The 18,845-nt window shown below is 53.3% G+C and carries 18 protein-coding genes; 7 read left to right on the top strand and 11 right to left on the bottom strand.

The window, feature by feature from the left end:
* Positions 1 to 47: 47 nt before the first annotated feature.
* Positions 48 to 1,091, top strand: a complete 1,044-nt coding sequence (purM, locus tag IXC47_RS01180; protein ID WP_175625058.1) for a phosphoribosylformylglycinamidine cyclo-ligase — start codon at positions 48 to 50, stop codon at positions 1,089 to 1,091.
* 87 nt (positions 1,092 to 1,178) lie between these two features.
* Here purM and IXC47_RS01175 read toward each other — a convergent pair whose 3' ends face one another.
* From IXC47_RS01175 to IXC47_RS01135, 9 genes are all read right to left on the bottom strand, one after another.
* Complete coding sequence (locus tag IXC47_RS01175) at positions 1,179 to 2,063, bottom strand: proteasome-type protease (RefSeq protein ID WP_175625059.1); 885 nt, start codon at positions 2,061 to 2,063, stop codon at positions 1,179 to 1,181.
* Between the two features lie 56 nt (positions 2,064 to 2,119).
* On the bottom strand, positions 2,120 to 2,926 hold the full coding sequence (locus IXC47_RS01170; protein ID WP_195874465.1) for a transglutaminase family protein: 807 nt from the start codon (positions 2,924 to 2,926) through the stop codon (positions 2,120 to 2,122).
* The gene (locus tag IXC47_RS01165; RefSeq protein ID WP_195874464.1) at positions 2,927 to 3,883 is read right to left on the bottom strand and encodes an alpha-E domain-containing protein; all 957 of its coding nucleotides are present in this window, start codon (positions 3,881 to 3,883) and stop codon (positions 2,927 to 2,929) included. It lies immediately after the preceding gene.
* A gap of 1 nt (position 3,884) precedes the next feature.
* Entirely contained in the window at positions 3,885 to 5,303 is a 1,419-nt protein-coding gene (locus IXC47_RS01160; RefSeq protein WP_195874463.1) for a circularly permuted type 2 ATP-grasp protein, read from the bottom strand.
* 77 nt (positions 5,304 to 5,380) lie between these two features.
* A complete protein-coding gene (locus tag IXC47_RS01155) occupies positions 5,381 to 7,417 on the bottom strand; it encodes a sodium:solute symporter family protein (protein ID WP_175625063.1) in 2,037 nt (678 codons plus the stop codon).
* Positions 7,407 to 7,706, bottom strand: a complete 300-nt coding sequence (locus tag IXC47_RS01150; RefSeq protein WP_230089330.1) for a DUF4212 domain-containing protein — start codon at positions 7,704 to 7,706, stop codon at positions 7,407 to 7,409. Before IXC47_RS01150 ends, IXC47_RS01155 begins: the two co-directional genes overlap by 11 nt.
* Positions 7,693 to 9,243 (bottom strand): sensor histidine kinase, encoded by a 1,551-nt coding sequence (locus IXC47_RS01145; protein ID WP_195874462.1) that lies wholly within the window; start codon positions 9,241 to 9,243, stop codon positions 7,693 to 7,695. The genes IXC47_RS01150 and IXC47_RS01145 overlap by 14 nt, the downstream gene beginning before the upstream one ends.
* A gap of 8 nt (positions 9,244 to 9,251) precedes the next feature.
* Positions 9,252 to 9,953, bottom strand: a complete 702-nt coding sequence (locus tag IXC47_RS01140; RefSeq protein WP_012080712.1) for a response regulator — start codon at positions 9,951 to 9,953, stop codon at positions 9,252 to 9,254.
* A gap of 95 nt (positions 9,954 to 10,048) precedes the next feature.
* Complete coding sequence (locus tag IXC47_RS01135; RefSeq protein ID WP_195874461.1) at positions 10,049 to 10,729, bottom strand: ribonuclease HI family protein; 681 nt, start codon at positions 10,727 to 10,729, stop codon at positions 10,049 to 10,051.
* A gap of 269 nt (positions 10,730 to 10,998) precedes the next feature.
* Here IXC47_RS01135 and recA point away from each other — a divergent pair, with 269 nt between their 5' ends.
* Entirely contained in the window at positions 10,999 to 12,102 is a 1,104-nt protein-coding gene (recA, locus tag IXC47_RS01130; RefSeq protein ID WP_195874460.1) for a recombinase RecA, read from the top strand.
* Between the two features lie 65 nt (positions 12,103 to 12,167).
* On the top strand, positions 12,168 to 12,623 hold the full coding sequence (gene recX / locus IXC47_RS01125; protein ID WP_195874459.1) for a recombination regulator RecX: 456 nt from the start codon (positions 12,168 to 12,170) through the stop codon (positions 12,621 to 12,623).
* Between the two features lie 44 nt (positions 12,624 to 12,667).
* On the opposite strand, the gene IXC47_RS01120 is transcribed toward recX, so the two are convergent.
* Positions 12,668 to 13,600, bottom strand: a complete 933-nt coding sequence (locus tag IXC47_RS01120) for a histone deacetylase family protein (protein ID WP_175625069.1) — start codon at positions 13,598 to 13,600, stop codon at positions 12,668 to 12,670.
* A gap of 331 nt (positions 13,601 to 13,931) precedes the next feature.
* On the opposite strand from IXC47_RS01120, the gene IXC47_RS01115 reads away from it, so the two are divergent.
* The 4 genes from IXC47_RS01115 to IXC47_RS01100 all read left to right on the top strand — a co-directional run bounded on the left by IXC47_RS01115 (position 13,932) and on the right by IXC47_RS01100 (position 18,297).
* Positions 13,932 to 14,753, top strand: coding sequence for a Stp1/IreP family PP2C-type Ser/Thr phosphatase (locus IXC47_RS01115; protein WP_195874458.1), 822 nt, complete (start codon positions 13,932 to 13,934; stop codon positions 14,751 to 14,753).
* A gap of 85 nt (positions 14,754 to 14,838) precedes the next feature.
* Entirely contained in the window at positions 14,839 to 15,507 is a 669-nt protein-coding gene (locus IXC47_RS01110) for an FHA domain-containing protein (protein ID WP_195874457.1), read from the top strand.
* A 215-nt stretch (positions 15,508 to 15,722) separates the two neighbouring features.
* A complete protein-coding gene (locus tag IXC47_RS01105; protein ID WP_407651066.1) occupies positions 15,723 to 16,184 on the top strand; it encodes a pilin in 462 nt (153 codons plus the stop codon).
* A 394-nt stretch (positions 16,185 to 16,578) separates the two neighbouring features.
* Complete coding sequence (locus IXC47_RS01100) at positions 16,579 to 18,297, top strand: tetratricopeptide repeat protein (RefSeq protein ID WP_195874455.1); 1,719 nt, start codon at positions 16,579 to 16,581, stop codon at positions 18,295 to 18,297.
* Between the two features lie 8 nt (positions 18,298 to 18,305).
* Here IXC47_RS01100 and moaC read toward each other — a convergent pair whose 3' ends face one another.
* The gene (gene moaC / locus IXC47_RS01095) at positions 18,306 to 18,833 is read right to left on the bottom strand and encodes a cyclic pyranopterin monophosphate synthase MoaC (protein ID WP_195874454.1); all 528 of its coding nucleotides are present in this window, start codon (positions 18,831 to 18,833) and stop codon (positions 18,306 to 18,308) included.
* Between the last annotated feature and the right edge of the window lie 12 nt (positions 18,834 to 18,845).

The following is an 18,845-nucleotide window of genomic DNA, read 5'->3' as shown; positions in this document are numbered from 1 at the left end:
CATCTGGCCATAACCGTCTATTTTACTGCCTCTGCTGACTATCCATCATGAGTTCCAATTCCAATATTTCCCTTTCCTACCGCGACGCTGGTGTAGACATTGATGCCGGAGATGCTCTGGTCGAAGCGATCAAGCCATTTGCCAAACGCACCATGCGTGAAGGCGTAATGGGTGGCCTGGGCGGTTTCGGCGCGATGTTCGAGATCAGCAAGAAGTACAAGGAGCCGGTACTGGTCTCCGGTACCGACGGTGTCGGCACCAAGCTGAAACTGGCTTTTGAATTGAATCGCCACGACACGGTCGGCATCGATCTGGTCGCGATGAGCGTTAACGACATCCTGGTCCAAGGTGCAGAACCGTTGTTCTTCCTCGACTACTTCGCCTGCGGTAAGCTGGATGTTGCCATTGCAACCGACGTTATCAAGGGTGTGGCCAAGGGTTGCGAACAGGCCGGTTGCGCGCTGATCGGTGGTGAAACCGCTGAAATGCCTAGCATGTACCCAGCAGGTGAATACGATCTGGCCGGTTTCGCGGTCGGCGCAGTAGAGAAATCGAAAATCATCGACGGTACCAAAATTGCCCCGGGCGACGTGGTACTGGGCCTGGCTTCGTCGGGCGCACATTCCAACGGTTACTCGCTGGTCCGTAAAATCATCTCGGTCGCCAATCCTGACCTGAACGCTGATTTCCATGGTCGCAAGCTGGCTGATGTATTGATGGAGCCTACCCGTATTTACGTTAAACCATTGCTGGCTTTGATGGCCGCGATGGAAGTCAAAGGCATGGTGCACATCACCGGTGGTGGCCTGGTCGAAAACATTCCACGCGTGTTGCAGCCGCATCTGACTGCCGTGCTGGACAGCGGTGCATGGGACATGCCGCCATTGTTCAAATGGTTGCAGGAACACGGCGGCGTGGCTGACGCAGAAATGCATCGCGTCTTTAACTGCGGTATCGGCATGACCGTTATCGTGTCGAAAGAAAATGCAGATGCAGCGATGGCACAATTGAAAGCCGCTGGCGAAACCGTAATGCGCATCGGTGAAATTCGTGAACGCGCAGAAGGCCAGGCACAAACCATCGTGCTGTAAAGATCAGCGCTGACCAGCGCATAGCAAAAAGGCTGCGACACGCAAGTGTGGCAGCCTTTTTTATTTGCCGGACGGCGTTTGTGTGGGCTAGTGCTGTTGGTTATTGCCTTCGTCCTGCGCCAGTGTTTGCAAGGGACCCGGTGCGCTGACGGTTTTATCCATACCGAACTGGGCCGGCGCCTGTATGCGTAGCGGCTGGTTCTTGTGGCCCTGGCTGGACAGGACATTGCTGGTGGTTTCCGGTGCGGCATTCCATACCGGATCGTTGATGCTTTCAAACACAGTCTTCAATTGCTTGGCCCAGGTGTTACGTATCATCTGGAAGTATTGATTGTGTTCGTCGATGGTGACGAAGCGGGTCACGGCCAGCTTGTCCGTTTCGTAGATCAGCAAGTCCAGCGGCAGGCCAACCGAGATATTCGAGCGCAGGGTAGAGTCCATCGAGATCAGTGCGCACTTCGCTGCTTCATCGAGTGGTGTGTCTGGTGTGACGACGCGATCGATAATGGGTTTGCCGTACTTCGATTCACCGATCTGGAAGTAGGTGTTTTCGTCCTGCGATTCGATGAAGTTGCCTGCCGAGTACATTTGGAACAGGCGGCAACGTTCGCCCTTGATCTGTCCGCCAAACACCATGCTGACATTGAAGTCGATGCCGAATTCTTTCAGCGTACCGGCATCACGGTCATGCACCATGCGGATTGCTTCACCGACAACTTGTGCTGCTTCATACATGGACGAGACATTCCAGATGCTCTTGCCACCAGCTGTTGTGTGTTCTGCAATGATTTGCCGGACCGATTGCGAAATCGACAAGTTCCCAGCTGTCATCAAGACCATCAGGCGCTCGCCCGGGATCTCGAAAACATTCATTTTGCGGAAAGTACCGACGTGATCAACGCCAGCGTTGGTGCGCGAATCTGACAGAAACACGAGCCCGGCGTCCAGCCGCATCGCAACACAATAAGTCATGGTGAGCAGAGAAAAAGCAAAACGCGAATTTTACAGGAAGCCCGGCTTTTGTTCATTTACTGGGCACACAGGGGCACCACTTTGACGCTTACATCCAACGATTCTTCACCGCCGCCGCGCCGCACTCCGCTGACCGGGGCTGCCGAGTCGTAATCGCGCGCCACCGCAAGGCGACAATGCGCATCGCTGGCAAAGCAGGCGTGCGTGACGTCTATGCTGACCCAGCCGGTGAAATCCAGTTCTTCGACCCAGACATCGACCCAGGCATGGCTTTCGGCATGGCCGGTGCTGCCGGAATCGATATAGCCGGAGACATAGCGCACCGGAATATTGCGCGTGTGGCAGCAGGCGATGAACAAATGTGCATGGTCCTGGCATACGCCCTGACCCAGTTGCAGTGCATCGTTGGCGGTACTGGTAACTGCAGTCGCACCGCTTTGGTACGCGACCGCACCACAAATTGCTTCAGCCAGTTTGAGCAGCTCGCTACTCCCGGTGCCGTGCAGGTTTTTCTCCGCAAATGCCTGGATGTAATCGGTCGCTTCGGTCAAACGGGTCGGCACAGTGAAGACCAGTGGCGATAAGGTGCCGTTGTCCAGCAAGCGTCCTCTATCCAGAGGCAGCACTTCCACTTCGCCGGTGACAACGATGCGCACCGTATCGTGGCTGTCGGTGATCGTCAGCATGTGGCACAGATTGCCGTATGCATCGGTAAAGGCATGGCGTTGGCCGGATGTGTCTATGGTCCATGACAGCAAGTGCTGGTGTGTCTCCACACGCGGCGTCAGACGCAGTTGCTGGATCGTATACGTCAGTGGCGAGGTATAGCGATATAAGGTTTCGTGACGGATGGCTAGTTTCATTTATGCCGCCAATGGAACGAGGAATTCACGGCTGATGCGATTGCCCAGCTCGTAAATGTCTTCAAGGAATTCGGTCAGGTAGTCGTGCAAACCTTCGTGCAAGACATCATTGATGGTAGCGAATTTCAATTCTGCATGCAGCTTGCCTGCGAAGCGCAAGGTGTCGTTATGCGGATCGCCTGTGACCATGCTCAGGTTGTTGACCACTTCGGTGAGCGAGGCCAGCAGTGAGCGCGGCATATCGGCTTTCAGCATGAGCAGATCGGCGACGCGTGCCGGGGTAATCGCATCACGATAAACCTTGCGATAGATTTCAAAGGCCGAGACCGAACGCAGGATAGCGGCCCAGTAGTAAAAGTCGAGCTGGTTTTCGTGGCTCGACTTCTCGCCCGCTTGCGCACTGGCACCGTGGAATTTGACGTCGAGTATGCGCGCGGTGTTATCAGCGCGTTCGAGAAAGGTGCCGAGCCGGATGAAGAACAATGCCTCATCCTGCAGCATGGTGCCTAGCGTGACGCCACGTGACAGGTGTGAACGGTGCTTGACCCATTCAAAGAATGGGCTGGGATCGTTTGCAAAATCGCTTTCATCGATCTGGTTTTGCATTTCGAGCCAGGTCGTATTGTGTGTTTCCCAGACTTCGGTGGTGAGGGTGCCACGCACTGCACGTGCATTTTCGCGGGCGGAACGCAGGCAGGAGGTAATCGATGACGAGTGTGAAGTGTCGAGTGCCATGAAATGCAGGACATCACGCGGTGTCAGCTTGTCGTATTTCAGGTCGAAGGCTTCCTGCAATTCCGAAATACCTAGCGTGGCGCGCCAGCCTTGTTCGGCGCTGCGGGCGGATTGTGGTAACAGCGCAGTCTGGACATTCACGTCCAGCATGCGTGCAGTGTTCTCGGCACGTTCGGTGTAGCGCGCCATCCAGAACAGGTGATCGGCGGTGCGGCTGAGCATATTAGTTCTCCAGTATCCAGGTGTCTTTGGTACCACCACCTTGTGAAGAGTTGACGACGAGTGAGCCTTCTTTCAGCGCGACGCGTGTGAGGCCACCGGGCACCATAGAGATGGTTTTGCCGGACAGGACGAAAGGGCGTAAATCAATATGGCGTGGTGCCACGCCTGACTCGACAAAGGTCGGGCAGGCCGACAATGCCAGCGTAGGCTGTGCGATATAGCCGTCGGGGCGCGCGATGATGCGCTGGCGGAAACTCTCGATTTCTGCCTTGGTCGATGCAGGTCCGACCAGCATGCCGTAACCACCGGCACCATGCACTTCCTTGACTACCAGATCTGGCAGATTCGCCAACACATAGGACAGTTCATCCTTTTTGCGGCATTGGTAAGTCGGGACATTGTTGAGTATTGGTTCTTCCGACAGGTAGAAGCGCACCATGTCCGGCACATATGGATAAATCGATTTGTCGTCGGCGACGCCAGTGCCGATCGCATTCGCCAATGTGACACGGCCGGAGCGATACACCGAGAGCAAGCCTGGCACACCGAGAGTGGAATCAGCGCGGAACGCGAGCGGGTCCATGTAGTCATCATCGATGCGGCGATAGATCACGTCGACGCGTTTTGGGCCGCGCGTGGTACGCATATACACCGCATTGTCGTTGACGAAGAGATCCTGTCCTTCGACCAGCTCGACGCCCATTTGCTGCGCGAGGAAGGCGTGTTCGAAGTAAGCGGAGTTATACATGCCCGGTGTCATCACGACGACGGTCGGATCAGTGACACCTATCGGTGCAACCGAGCGCAGATTGTCCAGCAACATGTCGGGATAATGTGCGACTGGTGCGACCTGATGCTTGGCGAATAATTCGGGGAACAGACGCATCATCATCTTGCGATCTTCCAGCATGTAGGAGACGCCGGATGGCACGCGCAGGTTGTCTTCCAGCACGTAGAACTCACCTTGCCCGGCGCGCACGATATCAACGCCAGCGATGTGTGCGTAGATGTCAGATGCGACCGAGATGCCTTGCATTTCAGGGCGGTACTGTGCGTTGCGGAAAATTTGCTCGGGCGGAATGATGCCGGCCTTGACGATGTTCTGGTCGTGGTAGATGTCGTGGATGAACATATTCAGCGTGCGTACACGCTGCTCCAGGCCAGCTTCCATATGCGCCCATTCGCGCGCGGTGATCATGCGCGGAATGATGTCGAAGGGGATCACACGTTCGGTACCGGCTTCATTGCCGTAGACGGCGAAGGTAATGCCGACCCGGCGGAAAATCAGGTCGGCTTCCGCTCGCTTGCGCGCTACGGTCTTGGGCGACTGGGTCGCCAGCCAGGCTTCGAATTCACGGTAATGGTCGCGTACGTTGTTGCTTGCGCCATCTATATACATCTCGTCGAAAAATTTTCGCATGGCGTCGCTCACTCTTAGTTTTCATGGAGATGAAATCTAGCTATATCAAGAAGCATGCCAGATCGAGCGAGTGCTGCTTACGGTGAGCGCAGATGTTTCAGTAAGTCTTCTGTACGTTGATCGGGGGCGCGCGTCAGCAGACTCACGACAATAATGGCACAAAATCCGGCAGGAACACCAAAAACTCCTGCGGAAATTGGCGCAATGTTGAACCATTGTCCAGTTGCCGAGCCACCGAAAGCGGGCAGGGTGTGAATCATGTAGTACGCGCATACCGAGAAGCCGACCAGCATACCGGCGATGGCGCCCGGCTGATTGGCACGCTTCCAGAACACGCCCAGTACCAGTGCCGGGAACAAGGCTGACCCTGCGAGGGAGAACGCGGCACCGACCAGCGACAGGATATCGCCGGGTTTCATGGAGGCAATATATGCGGCCACCAATGCGACCATGAGTAGGAGCAGTTTGGACACTGTCACGCGCTTTTGCGTCGATGCTTGCGGATCTACGGTTTTGTAATAGATGTCGTGCGACAGCGCATTCGAAATGGTGAGCAGCAAGCCGTCAGCAGTCGATAGTGCAGCCGCCAGCCCACCGGCGGCAATTAGCCCGGAGATGACATAGGGCAGGCCAGCAATTTCCGGTGTTGCCAGCACCACGATGTCGACGTCCATCACGATCTCTGCCAGCTGTACGATGCCGTCCCGATTGACGTCATTGATGCTGACCAGCGGATGCAGTTTATCTATGCTGGCCCAGTAGGAAACCCATTCCGGTAATTGCGAGAAGCTGGTGCCGACCAGTGAACTGTAGATGTCGTACTTGACCAGTACCGCCAGCGCCGGGATGGTGATGTACAGCGCCATGATGAGGAATAAGGTCCAGAACACCGAATGCCGCGCTTCCTTGACGCTGGGCGTGGTGTAGTAGCGCACCAGCACATGCGGCATTGCGGCCGTGCCCAGCATCAGGCAAAAGACTAGTGCGAGGAAATTATTGCGCTTGATATCCGAGGCTTCCTTGCTGTCGCCGGGGAAGGGCTCGGTGTGTCTGGTCGGAGGTTTGGCCAATTCGAGATTGAGTGCCCGCTCCTCTTTCCATAATCGTTCTGCTTCATCGGCATCACGCGGGTAGGCTGCCAGTTCGCGTGCGGTTTGCTTGATGTCCTGTAGCGCGGCATTGCCGAGTTTGAGTGCTTCCAGATTGTGCTGGATTTCGGCACGGCCGTTTTCCCATGACTCTGGCAGGGTCGCCAGGCGGTCGTCGAGGTCATAGGCACGCTGGCGGAAAATCGCCCGTACTTCTTTTTCCTTGGGATCGTCAATCAGGACTTTTTCACGCTCGGTCAATTGCGCAATCGCGGAGCCGTAGGCGATAGGCGGGACCGGCATATTCGTATGCTTCATCGACAGCCAGACCACCGGGATCATGTAGGCGATGATGAGGATGATGTATTGCGCTACCTGGGTCCAGGTAACGGCGCGCATGCCGCCGAGGAAGGAACACACCAGGATGCTGGCGAGACCCAGGAAGATGCCGACCGAAAAGTCGACGCCTGTAAAGCGTGAGGTAATCAGGCCGACGCCGTATATCTGTGCGACGACATAAGTAAACGAAACGATGATGGTGGCGATCACGGCGATGACGCGCACCACATTGTTGCTGAACTGTCCGGTGTAGCGCGCTGCCAGGTAATCGGGGATGGTGTACTGGCCAAACTTGCGCAGATAAGGCGCGATCAATAAGGCAACCAGCACGAAGCCGCCAGTCCAGCCCATGATGTAGGCCAGTCCGTCAAAGCCCCATAAGTACAGGCCTCCGGCCAGGCTGATAAAGCTGGCGGCGGAAATCCAGTCTGCCGCAGTCGCCATGCCGTTGAAGAATGCCGGCACGCGACGTCCCGCGACGTAGTACTCCTGCACGTCGGAGGTGCGACTGATGACACCGATGGTGGCGTACACCACGATGGTGGAGAACATGAAGACGTAGCCTATCCAGACGCGCGGGAAGCCCTCGTGTTCAAGGATAGCGACACCAAACAGGAAGAGCACAAAACCCACCGTGTATAGCAGGTAGTAGCGAACCAGGCGCTGGAAGAAGGACTTATCTTTCATGTTCGCTATCGTGGTTATAGGCGTCGTCGAGTCTGTGCATGCGCCAGCCGTAGAAGGCGATGATGGCGACAAAAATCAGGATGCTGCCCTGTGCCGCCATGAAGAAGGAAATAGGCCAGCCGAGGAAGGTGTAGACCGACAATTGACGGGCGAAGAAGATCGCAGAAAATGTCACGATGAACCACAACAGCATCAGCCAGAAGGTCATGACTTTCGTGCGCCGCCAATAGAGTCGTGCGCGTTCGGAAGTCTGTTCTCGCTGGCTTGCGGTCATATCAGATACTGCCATCAAAGAATGGTGCGGGTTGTTCCAGTGGCAGCGTGATACGCATCAGGCAGCCCGGCGCTTTCGGATTGGTGCAGTTCGGATTAGTAAGGATATCGATTTCTGCGCCATGTTGCTGTGCAATTTCACGCACGATGGCGAGTCCCAGTCCGCTGCCTTCGACGTTGCTGCCGAGGATGCGGTAGAAGCGTTCAAAGATGCGTTTATGTTCGTGCGGTGCGATGCCGGGGCCGGTATCCTCGACTTCGAGGAAGGCCAGTCGTGCTTCATCGTCAGCGCGTACACGTACGGTGGCATGGCCACCGGCAGGCGTGTAGTTAAGCGCATTGTCGATCAGGTTGTTCAGCAATTCGCGCAACATGATGGCATCGCCATTGACCATGATGTGGTAGTCCGGTTGCTCGAAGCCGAGATCGATTTTCTTGTTGAATGAAGTCTGTACCCATTCCTGTACGTTGTCGCGCGCCAGTTCGGATAATTCCAGCGGTAGCAGCGGGCGCGTGGTGGGCGTCTGGTTCTCGGCGCGTGCCAGTGCCAGCAACTGGTTGATCATGCGCGTCGCCGATTTGGAACTCTTGGCCAGTTGTTCCAGTGATTTATGGATTTCAGCCTGATCGGTCTGGCGCAGCGCCAGTTCGGATTGCATGCGCATACCGGCCAGCGGTGTTTTCATCTGATGCGCAGCGTCTGCGATAAAGCGTTTTTGTATCTTGATACTTTGCGACAGACGCTCCAGCATTTCATTCAGCGAGCCTACCAGTGGCAGGATTTCTTCCGGCACGTAACCGGAATCGATAGGGCTTAAATCATCGGGACGGCGTTCGCGTATGCGTTGCTGCAATTCAGCCAGCGGGCGCAAACCACGGGTCAGCGCAAACCACACCAGTACCAGCGCGATCGGCAGGATGATGAATTCGGGCACGATGACGCCCTTGATGATTTGATTGACGAGTTGCGAGCGTTTATCCAGCGTCTCCGCTACCTGTACCAGGGCCATTCTTGGCTCTACGCTGAGTTGTGGTGCGGTCTGGGTCTTATGCAAATCGACATAAATGTAGGCGATACGTACTTCAGTATTGCGTATAAAGTCGTAGCGGAATTGGGTCGACCACGGCGGTGGTGGCTCCAGATCTTTCGGCAATGGTATTTCTCCATCGCCTTCGACTATGTCACCGACCGCATTGCGTACTTGGTAATACACATTGTCGACATCGTCGGCATGCAGAATGTCGGTGGCGGCGCCGGTCAGGCGCGTGACGACCTTGCCGTTGACTTCCTTGACCTGTTGCGCGACGACCGTAACTTTGTCTTCGAGTGCGCGATCAAAGGGTTCATTCGCAATGGACTTTGCGACCAGGTAGGTGATGGCGATGCTGAGCGGCCACAACAAGAGTAGTGGTACCAGCATCCAGTCGAGGATTTCACCGAACAGCGAACGCTGCGTGCGTTCTTCCGGCTGGGTCGCATTGGTGCGCGTCGCCATAGGCTTGTGCGGCGTACCGGCATCGGCTTGCGCATCGAGTCGTTGGGCGTCAGGCATAGGCTGGATTAGCCGGGTGGCGCGATGGTGTTAGGAGCTGTCTCGGTAAATTTTTCGAGGCAATAACCGAGGCCGCGCACGGTGGCTATGCGCAAACCGCCAATTTCTATCTTCTTGCGCAAGCGATGGACATAGACTTCGATCGCATTGTTGCTGACTTCCTCGCTCCATTCGCACAGATGATCGACCAGCTGTTCCTTGGAAACCAGGCGACCACTGCGTTGTAGCAAAACTTCGAGCAAGCCGAGTTCGCGCGCGGACAGATCCAGCATCTGATCGTTGATATAAGCGATACGACCGACCTGGTCATACGAGAGCGGACCATGCTTGATGACGGTCGGACCACCTCCGGCGCCACGTCGGGTCAGTGCGCGTACGCGTGCTTCCAGTTCCGACAAGGCAAAGGGCTTGGCCATGAAATCATCGGCGCCCAGGTCGAGGCCTTTGACGCGCTGTTCAATTGAGTCGCCGGCGGTCAGGATGAGTACTGGCAGGCGCGAATTGCGCGCGCGCAGGCGCTGCAAGACCTCAAGGCCGGACATCTTGGGCAGCCCCAGGTCGAGTATGAGTAAATCGAAATCTTGGGTGGACAGGACGGAGTCCGCCTCTGCTCCATTTTTTACGCAATCGGTGGCATAACCGGACTGACGCAGGGAACGCGTTAAACCGTCGGCAAGCACACTATCGTCTTCGGCAAGCAGGATTCGCATGGGAATGGCAGGAGGGGGAAGTTGGCTCGTAGTCTATTGGGTTTCGCTCGCAGCAGCAAGACAAGTGTCATGCTGCGCGACTTGTTATTTACATATTAGGCCTGTTGCGGGTTTGCCGCTGCCGCACTGTTACGGATGGCCTGTTGTGACAGGGCGTCGGCCTGGGCATTCCGGTGACGTGGTATCCAGTTCAGGCTCACTTGCGGCAGGCGGGCGATCAGGCATTGCGCCTTTAAACGCTGTGCGCTGAGGATGGTCGCACCGCCGCTCTGGCTTAGTACATCGTTGATGACAACCTGGCTGTCGCCGTAAATCATGAGTTTATCGGCACCGGCCTGGATGGCTGTTTCCAGTACGCTGATGAGGGCGATGTATTCCGCCTCGCTGCTATCACCGATGCCGGCATGGAAACTGATCTCGGTCTCCGTGCCTTGCGGGCTTTTGAGCAGGCCGCCTATGCCCATCTTGCCCGGATTTGGATGGCAGGAACCATCGAACCAGGCCAGCCATGCGCTGGCATCGGGTTGCCGGGACGCCTGTTTCTGTGCGCGTGCTGTGAGTTTGGCCTGTTTATGCGCGGCGAGCTTGGCAGCGATATGTGCTTTTTCCTGCAGTCGTCGGGTCAACAGTTCGTTTAAAGGGCTGCTTCCTGCTACTTTGCTCAAGATTTCGCTCAGTGCTGCTTCCTCGCTGATGCCGAGGCGTTTCGCCAGGCGCAGGCTGGCGGACTTCTCTTTTTTATAAGCGATTTCGGATAATTCAGCGGCGGTGCACATATAGATAGGGTGTAAGCAGGTAGGCAGATATTACGTGGAAATCAGCTTGCGGCTGGAAGGAAATAGTCGCTCTTGCTAGTATGTGGGTTACTTTTCAGGCACCGTGCTTGCAGATATGAATACATGTCAAAAAACAATCTTTTTGACTGTTTTCAAAAATATCGCAAGAGCAGCTTGCATAAAGCACTGTTTTTTTATACAGTACGGTTTCTGGCTCCAAACACTGTATAAACCCTGTTTCGTTACAACCAACCGCCGAAAGAATCTTTATGGACGACAAAAAAATCGCTGCCAGCTCGGACAAGAGTAAAGCACTCGCCGCTGCACTAGCGCAAATTGAAAAGCAGTTCGGTAAAGGTTCGGTGATGCGCATGGAAGATGGCGCGGTCGTCGAAGAAGTGCAGGTTGTATCTACCGGCTCCCTCGGACTGGATATCGCACTCGGCGTCGGTGGCTTGCCACGTGGCCGTGTAGTTGAAATCTACGGTCCTGAATCGTCGGGTAAAACCACGCTGACCCTGCAAACCATCGCAGAAATGCAAAAGCTGGGTGGCACTTGTGCGTTTATCGATGCAGAACATGCACTGGACGTGACTTACGCACAGAAGCTGGGTATCAATTTGTCCGAGCTGCTGATTTCGCAACCAGATACCGGCGAACAGGCACTGGAAATCTGCGACGCGCTGGTACGCTCGGGCGGCGTCGACCTGATCGTTATTGACTCGGTCGCGGCACTGACACCACGCGCTGAAATTGAAGGCGACATGGGTGATTCCCTGCCAGGTTTGCAAGCACGTCTGATGTCGCAGGCATTGCGTAAATTGACCGGTAGTATCAATCGCACCAACACGCTGGTGATCTTCATTAACCAGATTCGTATGAAAATCGGTGTGATGTTCGGTAATCCTGAAACCACCACCGGCGGTAATGCATTGAAGTTTTACGCATCGGTTCGTCTGGACATCCGTCGTACCGGTTCGATCAAATCTGGCGATGAAGTGATAGGTAACGAAACCAAGATCAAAGTCGTTAAAAATAAAATCGCTCCACCATTCAAGGAAGCGCACTTCGACATTCTGTATGGCGAAGGCACATCGCGTGAAGGTGAAATCCTCGATTTGGGCGCCGATGCCAAAATCGTTGAAAAGTCGGGCGCCTGGTATAGCTACAACGGCGAACGCATCGGCCAGGGTAAAGACAATGCACGTAATTACCTGAAAGAGCGTCCGGAACTGGCACGCGAAATCGAAAACAAGGTACGTGCTTCGCTGGGGGTGCCTGAATTGAGCCCGATCAAGTCGGATGAGCCAGCTGCAAAGAAATCTTCGGCCAAGGAAAGCAAAGAAGCCAAAGAACTGAAAGAAGTTGAATAAGGTACAGCGTCGCTGCACTTGATTCAAAGTTTGATATTAACGAGCGCCCGCGCTGAAGGACTCATATGGCAAAACTGCAAGTGAGTCTGAAAGCGCGGGCGCTTCGCTATTTATCGGCACGCGAACACAGTCGGCAAGAGTTGGGACGCAAGCTGGCGCGCTATGCGCAAGAGGGCGACGACGTCGAAGCCTTGCTCGATACGCTGGAAGCAGCGAAGTTTCTTTCGCAAAGTCGCTTTTCCGAATCGCTGGTACACAGACGTGCAGCTCGCTTCGGCAATAGCCGCATCATGTCTGAATTAAAAAGTCATGGCATAGCCCCGGAGTCGCTGACTGACATCAAGGCGAATCTGGAAGCAGATGAGTTTGCGCGTGCACGCGGAGTGTGGGAGCGCAAGTTCGGCACGGTGGCAACGAGTCAGGAAGAGCGGGCCAAGCAGATGCGTTTTTTGATGCAGCGCGGATTTTCGCATCGGGCGATACAGGCTGCGATGCGTGCAACAAATACAGACGAAGATTGAAATGCCAGTCTGTGTTTATAAGAACCACAGACTGGCAGACATGATTAGTGATCCATCAGGGCTTTGACATGCACTGCCGTGCTTGAAGCCAAACCTTCCAGGCTGTAACCACCTTCCAGTATAGAAACGATGCGTCCTGCGCAGGTTTCGTCAGCGATTTTCATCAATTCACGTGTAACCCAGTCAAAGTCATCATCCTGCAACTTCAGACCTGCCAGCGGATCCAGGTGATGCGCGTCAAAGCCGGCTGAAATAATGATCAGTTCGGGATTGAAGGCACGGATAGCGGGCAGCATTTTTGCTGCAGTCTGTTCGCGGAACAAGGCCGAATCACAACCGCGTGGCAGCGGCACGTTGACGATATTGTGCGACACGCCGGTTTCCTTTTCGAGGCCGGTACCCGGATAGAAATGTGACTGATGGCTGGATGCATAGAACAATTCCGGCCGGTCATAAAACGCTGCTTGCGTACCGTTACCGTGATGGACGTCGAAATCGATGACGGCTACGCGTTCCAGCTTGTGTACTTCGTAGGCATAGGCCGCAGCAATCGCCGCCTGATTGAAAATGCAGAAACCCATTGCGCGGCTAGGTTCGGCGTGGTGGCCACATGGGCGGGTGGCGCAGAAGACGTTATGCGCTTCATTGTCCAGCACCAGGTCTACGCCGGCGCAGGCAGCACCGACACAACGCATGACTGCTTCCAGCGAGCCGGGCGACATGACGGTATCGCCGCCATCCAGCGGCATGGTGCCGCGGTAGGGGGAAGCGTCTTCGACGTCGAGCACAAAGTCTTCGGTATGGATGAGTAACACCTGTTCACGTGTGCCCATAGGCGCTTCGCGCCACTCTGCCGCAGCGAATTCCGGTACGCGCAAGGCGCGCAGGACAGCCTTCAAACGCTCCGGAGATTCAGGATGTCCGGAGCCAGGTTTGTGTTCCAGGCAGGCGTCGTGCGTATAGATAACTGTGGTCATATTTAATTATTGATGCCCGCTGTGGCGGCATCTTCTCCTTGATAAAAACCTGAATAGCGGATGCGTCGTTGCGCCCCGATCTGTGCATGCCTGCCATTATAGAGGCGCATTCCCGGGCAGGCGACTACAGCCGGCCGATTTAAACGACGGCTTCCTGGTATGCGGTAAGCAAGACAGTTTTATTGCGTTGACTGTGGCCGGATAGCGGTAAACGTCCATTTTTGGCCTGAAAGCAGGATATGATCTGTTCCTGTCAGGAATGTAAGTTCGCCTGTAGAAGAGTAATTCGTACTTTCACCGCCTAAAACCCAGCCGCTAATCTGCCATCTTTATGACGTATTCCGTCGAGCTTCAATTCGCCGCCAAAACCGATACGGGTTTGGTGCGTGCGCATAATGAAGATGCGGTGGAAATCAGTGAGGTACACAAAGCAGTCGTTTTGGCTGATGGTATGGGCGGTTACAACGCTGGCGAAATTGCCAGCGGCATCGCGACTACCGTTTTCCGCGCCGCGCTGGAACAGCAATTACAGCAAGTGCAGGAAAAAGGCCGTGCCACCAGCAGCAAGTCTTTGCAGCGACTGGTAGTGGACTCAGTCAGCGCTGCTAATGAGCAGATACTTGAGGTGGCACGCATCCAGCCGCAGTACAGCGGCATGGGTACGACACTGGTCGCTGCTTTATTCCATCATGACCGGGTTGTTGTCGCACACGTCGGCGATTCCCGGGCCTATCGTTTCCGGCGGGGACAACTGACACAAATCACTCGCGATCATTCGCAACTGCAGGAACAGATCGATGCCGGACTGGTAAGTCCGGAGTGGGCACGTTTCGCACCGAATAAGAACCTGATTACGCGTGCGTTAGGAGTGGCTGCGCAAGTTGATGTAGAAGTGCATGATTACCAGACCGAGGGCGGCGATATCTACTTGCTGTGCTCGGATGGTCTGTCCGACATGTTGGGTAGTGAACAGATGAGCGCGATGCTGGCTGATAACGATACGGATCTTGAATTATTATGTAGTTCGCTGGTGCAAGCGGCAAATGACAATGGCGGGCGCGATAACATTTCCGTCATCCTGGTCCAGGTTGTATCAAGCATGCCCGCGCCTAAAGCGTGGTGGGAACGTCTGGCAGCCAGCTTCAAGTCCTGACTTGGCATAGATATTGATAGTGTGGTCCTTGAACCCGCCTGAACAGGTGTAAACAGATAAGCAAGAAGAAAGCTGGAAAGTAATAATGCCTACGATTATTTTGGCAAAAGACGGTATCGCCTTGCAGGAATTCCCGTTGTTGAAAGAGCGCACCAGCATAGGCCGGCGTTCCTATAACGACATCGTCATAGATGCGGCCGGAATCAGCGCTGAACATGCGGTGATCATTTCACATCCGGTCGGATGTTATTTTGAAGACCTGGGCAGTACCAATGGCAGCCAGATTAACGGCAGGGTCGTCACGAAACATTTGCTGGAAGACAGTGATGTGATTGCACTTGCTACGCATACCATTCAGTATTGCGCGACTGCCAGCATGGACGATTCCATCATGGTATTGGCTGACAATATAAGTGGCATGGAAGATCTGGGCGATATCCAGCAAATTACCGAACCATCGTATCGCGATTCAATAGAAGCAATCATGAGTACAACAGCTGTAATCAAAATCCTCAACGGAGCCAGTGCGGGCAAGGAAGTGGTCTTGAACAAGGTCCTGACGACCATAGGTCGCCCGGGCCGGCATGTCGCCGTATTCGCGATAGGCCCGCAAGGCTATAGCCTGACCCATGTTGAAGGCGAAGATTATCCAGTGGTCAACGGGGCATCGATAGGCATGCTGACCCAGAGCCTGAACAATGGCGACCAAATCCACCTGTCGGGTACTGACATCGTTTTTCTGCATGAGGTCTGACGTATTCCTGCGTCGCTGCACTGCCGCAAGACAAAATTTATCGCACCATGTGACAAATTTTGGCGCGGCTCTAACCAAAATTGTTACTTTTCGTTAAATAATTGTGACAATTCCGCAAGTTTGGGCTGAATTTGGGGTGGCACAGCGATTGCTGTATGTCTGCCAGGGTGGAAAAGCTACCTGTATTCCCAAACCAGGAGAAAAAAATGAAATCGATGAAAATGATGAAGAAAGCACAAAGCGGTTTTACGCTGATCGAATTGATGATCGTTGTGGCGATTATTGGTATTTTGGCGGCAGTGGCGATTCCACAGTATCAGGATTATGTGACACGTGCGAAGTTGGCGAAAGTCAATACTGTTGTTGATTCAATTAAGCTCGCTCAAGCTGAATACATGCAAAATAATAACGGTACTCCATCCCCTAGTTTGTCGAGCTTGGGCATTGCAAGTGTGGCCTTGATTACTGAAGTTAGTGGCGTAACGGTTAATTCTGCAGGAGGAATTGAGACAACCCTCGCAAATATAGGCTCGCCTTTCGATACCAGTACCGTTACATTTGCTCCTCAAGTTGCAGATACGGGCATAACCTGGACAATCGCTTGCTCCTATACGAAGACAACCAAAACTACTGCGCTTATGACTAAAGTATTTGGTACGGTAGGTGCGAGTTGCTAATTTATAGTCTTTTTTGTTAAAAGCGCAATGAGTGATGCCGTTCAATTTAAAATTGAACGGCATTTTTTATTGAAACGAGTATGTAAATACGTGGCAGAGCAACTTCGTACGCACCGGCAATATGAATTACGCTGGTTTGTGGTACAAGAATCAAGAAATTACAAGTCTTGTCGCCGTGTCTATGTCAGCACATGGTGACTTCGCTCAATCAAAAATGTCGCGAACGAGAATGTGGTTGGAGTATCAGAGTAACTTCAGAACGATACACCGCTCGCTTACTCAAAAAATACTTATCAGATCAGCATTGTTTATGATGAGTTTATTTTTCTGAAAGGCTATTCGTCACTCGCGCATAGCTTCATTCAATATGAATATCAATAGAGCGCCTTAATGTATGTATAACCGTAAGGTGTTTCCAATTTTGGTTTTGCTATGCATAACCATACTAGCCACCACGCTTTATTTCCCCTTTCTTGGTAACGGTCTGGTATTCGACGATCATGGCTTGTTCACAAGCATGATGGTCTATGACAGCGCGCAGCTACCGTTTAATCTTCAGCCTCGAACATTTCCCTATTTTACGCTTGGACTGATTCACGTCTTAAGTGGAAGTATCGAAGTAAATCGCATTTTCAGCATCACTCTGCATTTGGCTTGTGCCTTCACGCTATTTCTTCTGTTAAGAGATTTATTGCAGCAGGCTATAAGGGAGTCAAACTTCCAGCATATAGACATCGGCCCAGATCCGGCACGTGCGCAGCTGCTTGCAGGCTTGTGTGCCTGCATTTTTACAATTCATCCGATTGCTGTTTACGGTGTTGCCTATCTCGCCCAACGTACGATTCTATTTGCAACACTGTTCTCTCTTCTTTCACTTTGGTTTTATCGACGGGCATTCGAGAAAAATAGAGTGGCGGATTTGTTCACTGCCGCGTTGTTTTACTCGATGGCTATTTTTTCCAAACAGCATGCAATCATGTTGCCTTTGACAGGAATATTTCTGACCGCTTTGTATCAACGGAATTTCGGTTCAATTTACAAGCGGATTTCGCTTTATCTTGTGTTGTGTTTTCCTGCCGCATGGCTGGTCTTGTCTATGACGACACAAGTCGTCGCAACCAGTTATGAGCCGTCCGTCGGGGCGATGGTGGCGCAGATGAATAAGGCCGTTGTGTTGCAACATGAGACGGCAATACTGGATCAGCCTTGGGGGAGGTGGCTGGTCAGTATATTAATGCAGGCGGGTTTCTTTTTTGACTATTTCTTTTATTGGATAGTGCCCGACGTGAGGGTGCTTTCGGCGGATATGCGGTTTGATTTCGTCGACATCTGGTTTTCGTGGACAACTTATCTGAAGGCGATTCTCTTTTTTTTATCGCCGTTGATTGCTATTTATTTTTTGCGGAAAAAGGGGCTGATTGCGCTATTTTGCTGTGGATTTTTGTATAGCTGGTTTCTTTTTTTGACAGAATTGGCCGCGGTGCGTTTTCAGGAGCCATTTGTTTTATACAGAAGTTATTTATGGGCACCGGGCTACTTCATCATGCTGGTGGCCGTATGTGCACATTTTTCGAGCCGTTGGTTAATGATTGCAGCAACACCATTGTTGATTATTTGTTTTTTGTTGGCGCGAGATCGTCTGCATAGCTTTTCTGACGAAAGCGCACTATGGAAAGATGCTGCACAAAAGTTGACGTCAACGGAGCTTGTGGGTAGCGATCGAATTTTTTATAACCGAGGCAATGCGTATTTGGCAGAGAAAAAATATGCGGAAGCAATTGCGGACTATTCCTTGATGATTCAGCGAAATCCTACGTTTCCGTATGCTTACTATAATCGCGGTCTGGCTTACTCGTTTCTAAAACAGAATAAAGAAGCGCTCGCCGATGTTGATTACTCACTATCGCTTGACCCTAATAATGCAGCCGCAATGTACGCGCGGGGTTTTATTCTTGAAGAGCAAGGATGTTTTGAGCAAGCCAGAAATGCGTATGCGACCAGTCTGGCTTTGGGTAACCGCATTGCAAAACTGAAACTTGGTGATCTGGATAAGAAAAGTGCTACGCACAAATCCGTTAAGCAGGGCACAGAAATCGGCGCTTGCCCTGATTAATCCATTGTTTACGGTGTGCTAAGGCTACCATCAGTAGTCGACCAGCTCCCCGACTTCCCACCATGTTTTTCCTCCACCCGGACGTCAGACATCACCATCCCTCTATCCACCGCCTTGCACATATCGTAAATCGTCAACAAACCGATTTGTACGGCGGTCAGTGCTTCCATCTCCACCCCGGTTTTGCCGAAGGTTTCAACTTGCGCAGTACAAGTAACACTGGAGTTCGCTTCGTTGACCGCGAAATCAACCGTGACACGGGTCAGGGCGAGCGGGTGGCATAGCGGGATCAGGTCGCTGGTGCGCTTGGCACCCATGATGGCGGCGATGCGTGCGATGCCCAGTACATCGCCTTTTTTTGCAGTGCCCGAAGTAATGATTGCCAGCGTTTCTGCTTTCATGCGGATGATGCCGCTGGCTATTGCGATGCGGTGGGTTTCATTTTTGCTGCCGACATCGACCATATGCGCCTGGCCGGTGGCATCGAAATGGGTCAGGCCGTCGTTGGCGGCTGTGTTGTCTTTATTTGTAGTCATGGTGACAAAAGG

Source organism: Herminiimonas contaminans (assembly GCF_015645465.1).
GTDB classification, from domain to species: domain Bacteria; phylum Pseudomonadota; class Gammaproteobacteria; order Burkholderiales; family Burkholderiaceae_D; genus Oxalicibacterium; species Oxalicibacterium contaminans.
The sequence above is the reverse complement of the archived record's forward strand: the minus strand, read 5'-3'. Positions and strand labels throughout refer to the sequence as shown.

What these genes read in the sequence shown, in the direction of transcription:
- purM (WP_175625058.1), top strand. Translation starts at nt 48, where the DNA reads ATGAGTTCCAATTCCAATATTTCCCTTTCCTACCGCGACGCTGGTGTA.
- IXC47_RS01175 (WP_175625059.1), bottom strand. Translation starts at nt 2,063, where the DNA reads ATGACTTATTGTGTTGCGATGCGGCTGGACGCCGGGCTCGTGTTTCTG.
- IXC47_RS01170 (WP_195874465.1), bottom strand. Translation starts at nt 2,926, where the DNA reads ATGAAACTAGCCATCCGTCACGAAACCTTATATCGCTATACCTCGCCA.
- IXC47_RS01165 (WP_195874464.1), bottom strand. Translation starts at nt 3,883, where the DNA reads ATGCTCAGCCGCACCGCCGATCACCTGTTCTGGATGGCGCGCTACACC.
- IXC47_RS01160 (WP_195874463.1), bottom strand. Translation starts at nt 5,303, where the DNA reads ATGCGAAAATTTTTCGACGAGATGTATATAGATGGCGCAAGCAACAAC.
- IXC47_RS01155 (WP_175625063.1), bottom strand. Translation starts at nt 7,417, where the DNA reads ATGAAAGATAAGTCCTTCTTCCAGCGCCTGGTTCGCTACTACCTGCTA.
- IXC47_RS01150 (WP_230089330.1), bottom strand. Translation starts at nt 7,706, where the DNA reads ATGGCAGTATCTGATATGACCGCAAGCCAGCGAGAACAGACTTCCGAA.
- IXC47_RS01145 (WP_195874462.1), bottom strand. Translation starts at nt 9,243, where the DNA reads ATGCCTGACGCCCAACGACTCGATGCGCAAGCCGATGCCGGTACGCCG.
- IXC47_RS01140 (WP_012080712.1), bottom strand. Translation starts at nt 9,953, where the DNA reads ATGCGAATCCTGCTTGCCGAAGACGATAGTGTGCTTGCCGACGGTTTA.
- IXC47_RS01135 (WP_195874461.1), bottom strand. Translation starts at nt 10,729, where the DNA reads ATGTGCACCGCCGCTGAATTATCCGAAATCGCTTATAAAAAAGAGAAG.
- recA (WP_195874460.1), top strand. Translation starts at nt 10,999, where the DNA reads ATGGACGACAAAAAAATCGCTGCCAGCTCGGACAAGAGTAAAGCACTC.
- recX (WP_195874459.1), top strand. Translation starts at nt 12,168, where the DNA reads ATGGCAAAACTGCAAGTGAGTCTGAAAGCGCGGGCGCTTCGCTATTTA.
- IXC47_RS01120 (WP_175625069.1), bottom strand. Translation starts at nt 13,600, where the DNA reads ATGACCACAGTTATCTATACGCACGACGCCTGCCTGGAACACAAACCT.
- IXC47_RS01115 (WP_195874458.1), top strand. Translation starts at nt 13,932, where the DNA reads ATGACGTATTCCGTCGAGCTTCAATTCGCCGCCAAAACCGATACGGGT.
- IXC47_RS01110 (WP_195874457.1), top strand. Translation starts at nt 14,839, where the DNA reads ATGCCTACGATTATTTTGGCAAAAGACGGTATCGCCTTGCAGGAATTC.
- IXC47_RS01105 (WP_407651066.1), top strand. Translation starts at nt 15,723, where the DNA reads ATGAAAATGATGAAGAAAGCACAAAGCGGTTTTACGCTGATCGAATTG.
- IXC47_RS01100 (WP_195874455.1), top strand. Translation starts at nt 16,579, where the DNA reads ATGTATAACCGTAAGGTGTTTCCAATTTTGGTTTTGCTATGCATAACC.
- moaC (WP_195874454.1), bottom strand. Translation starts at nt 18,833, where the DNA reads ATGACTACAAATAAAGACAACACAGCCGCCAACGACGGCCTGACCCAT.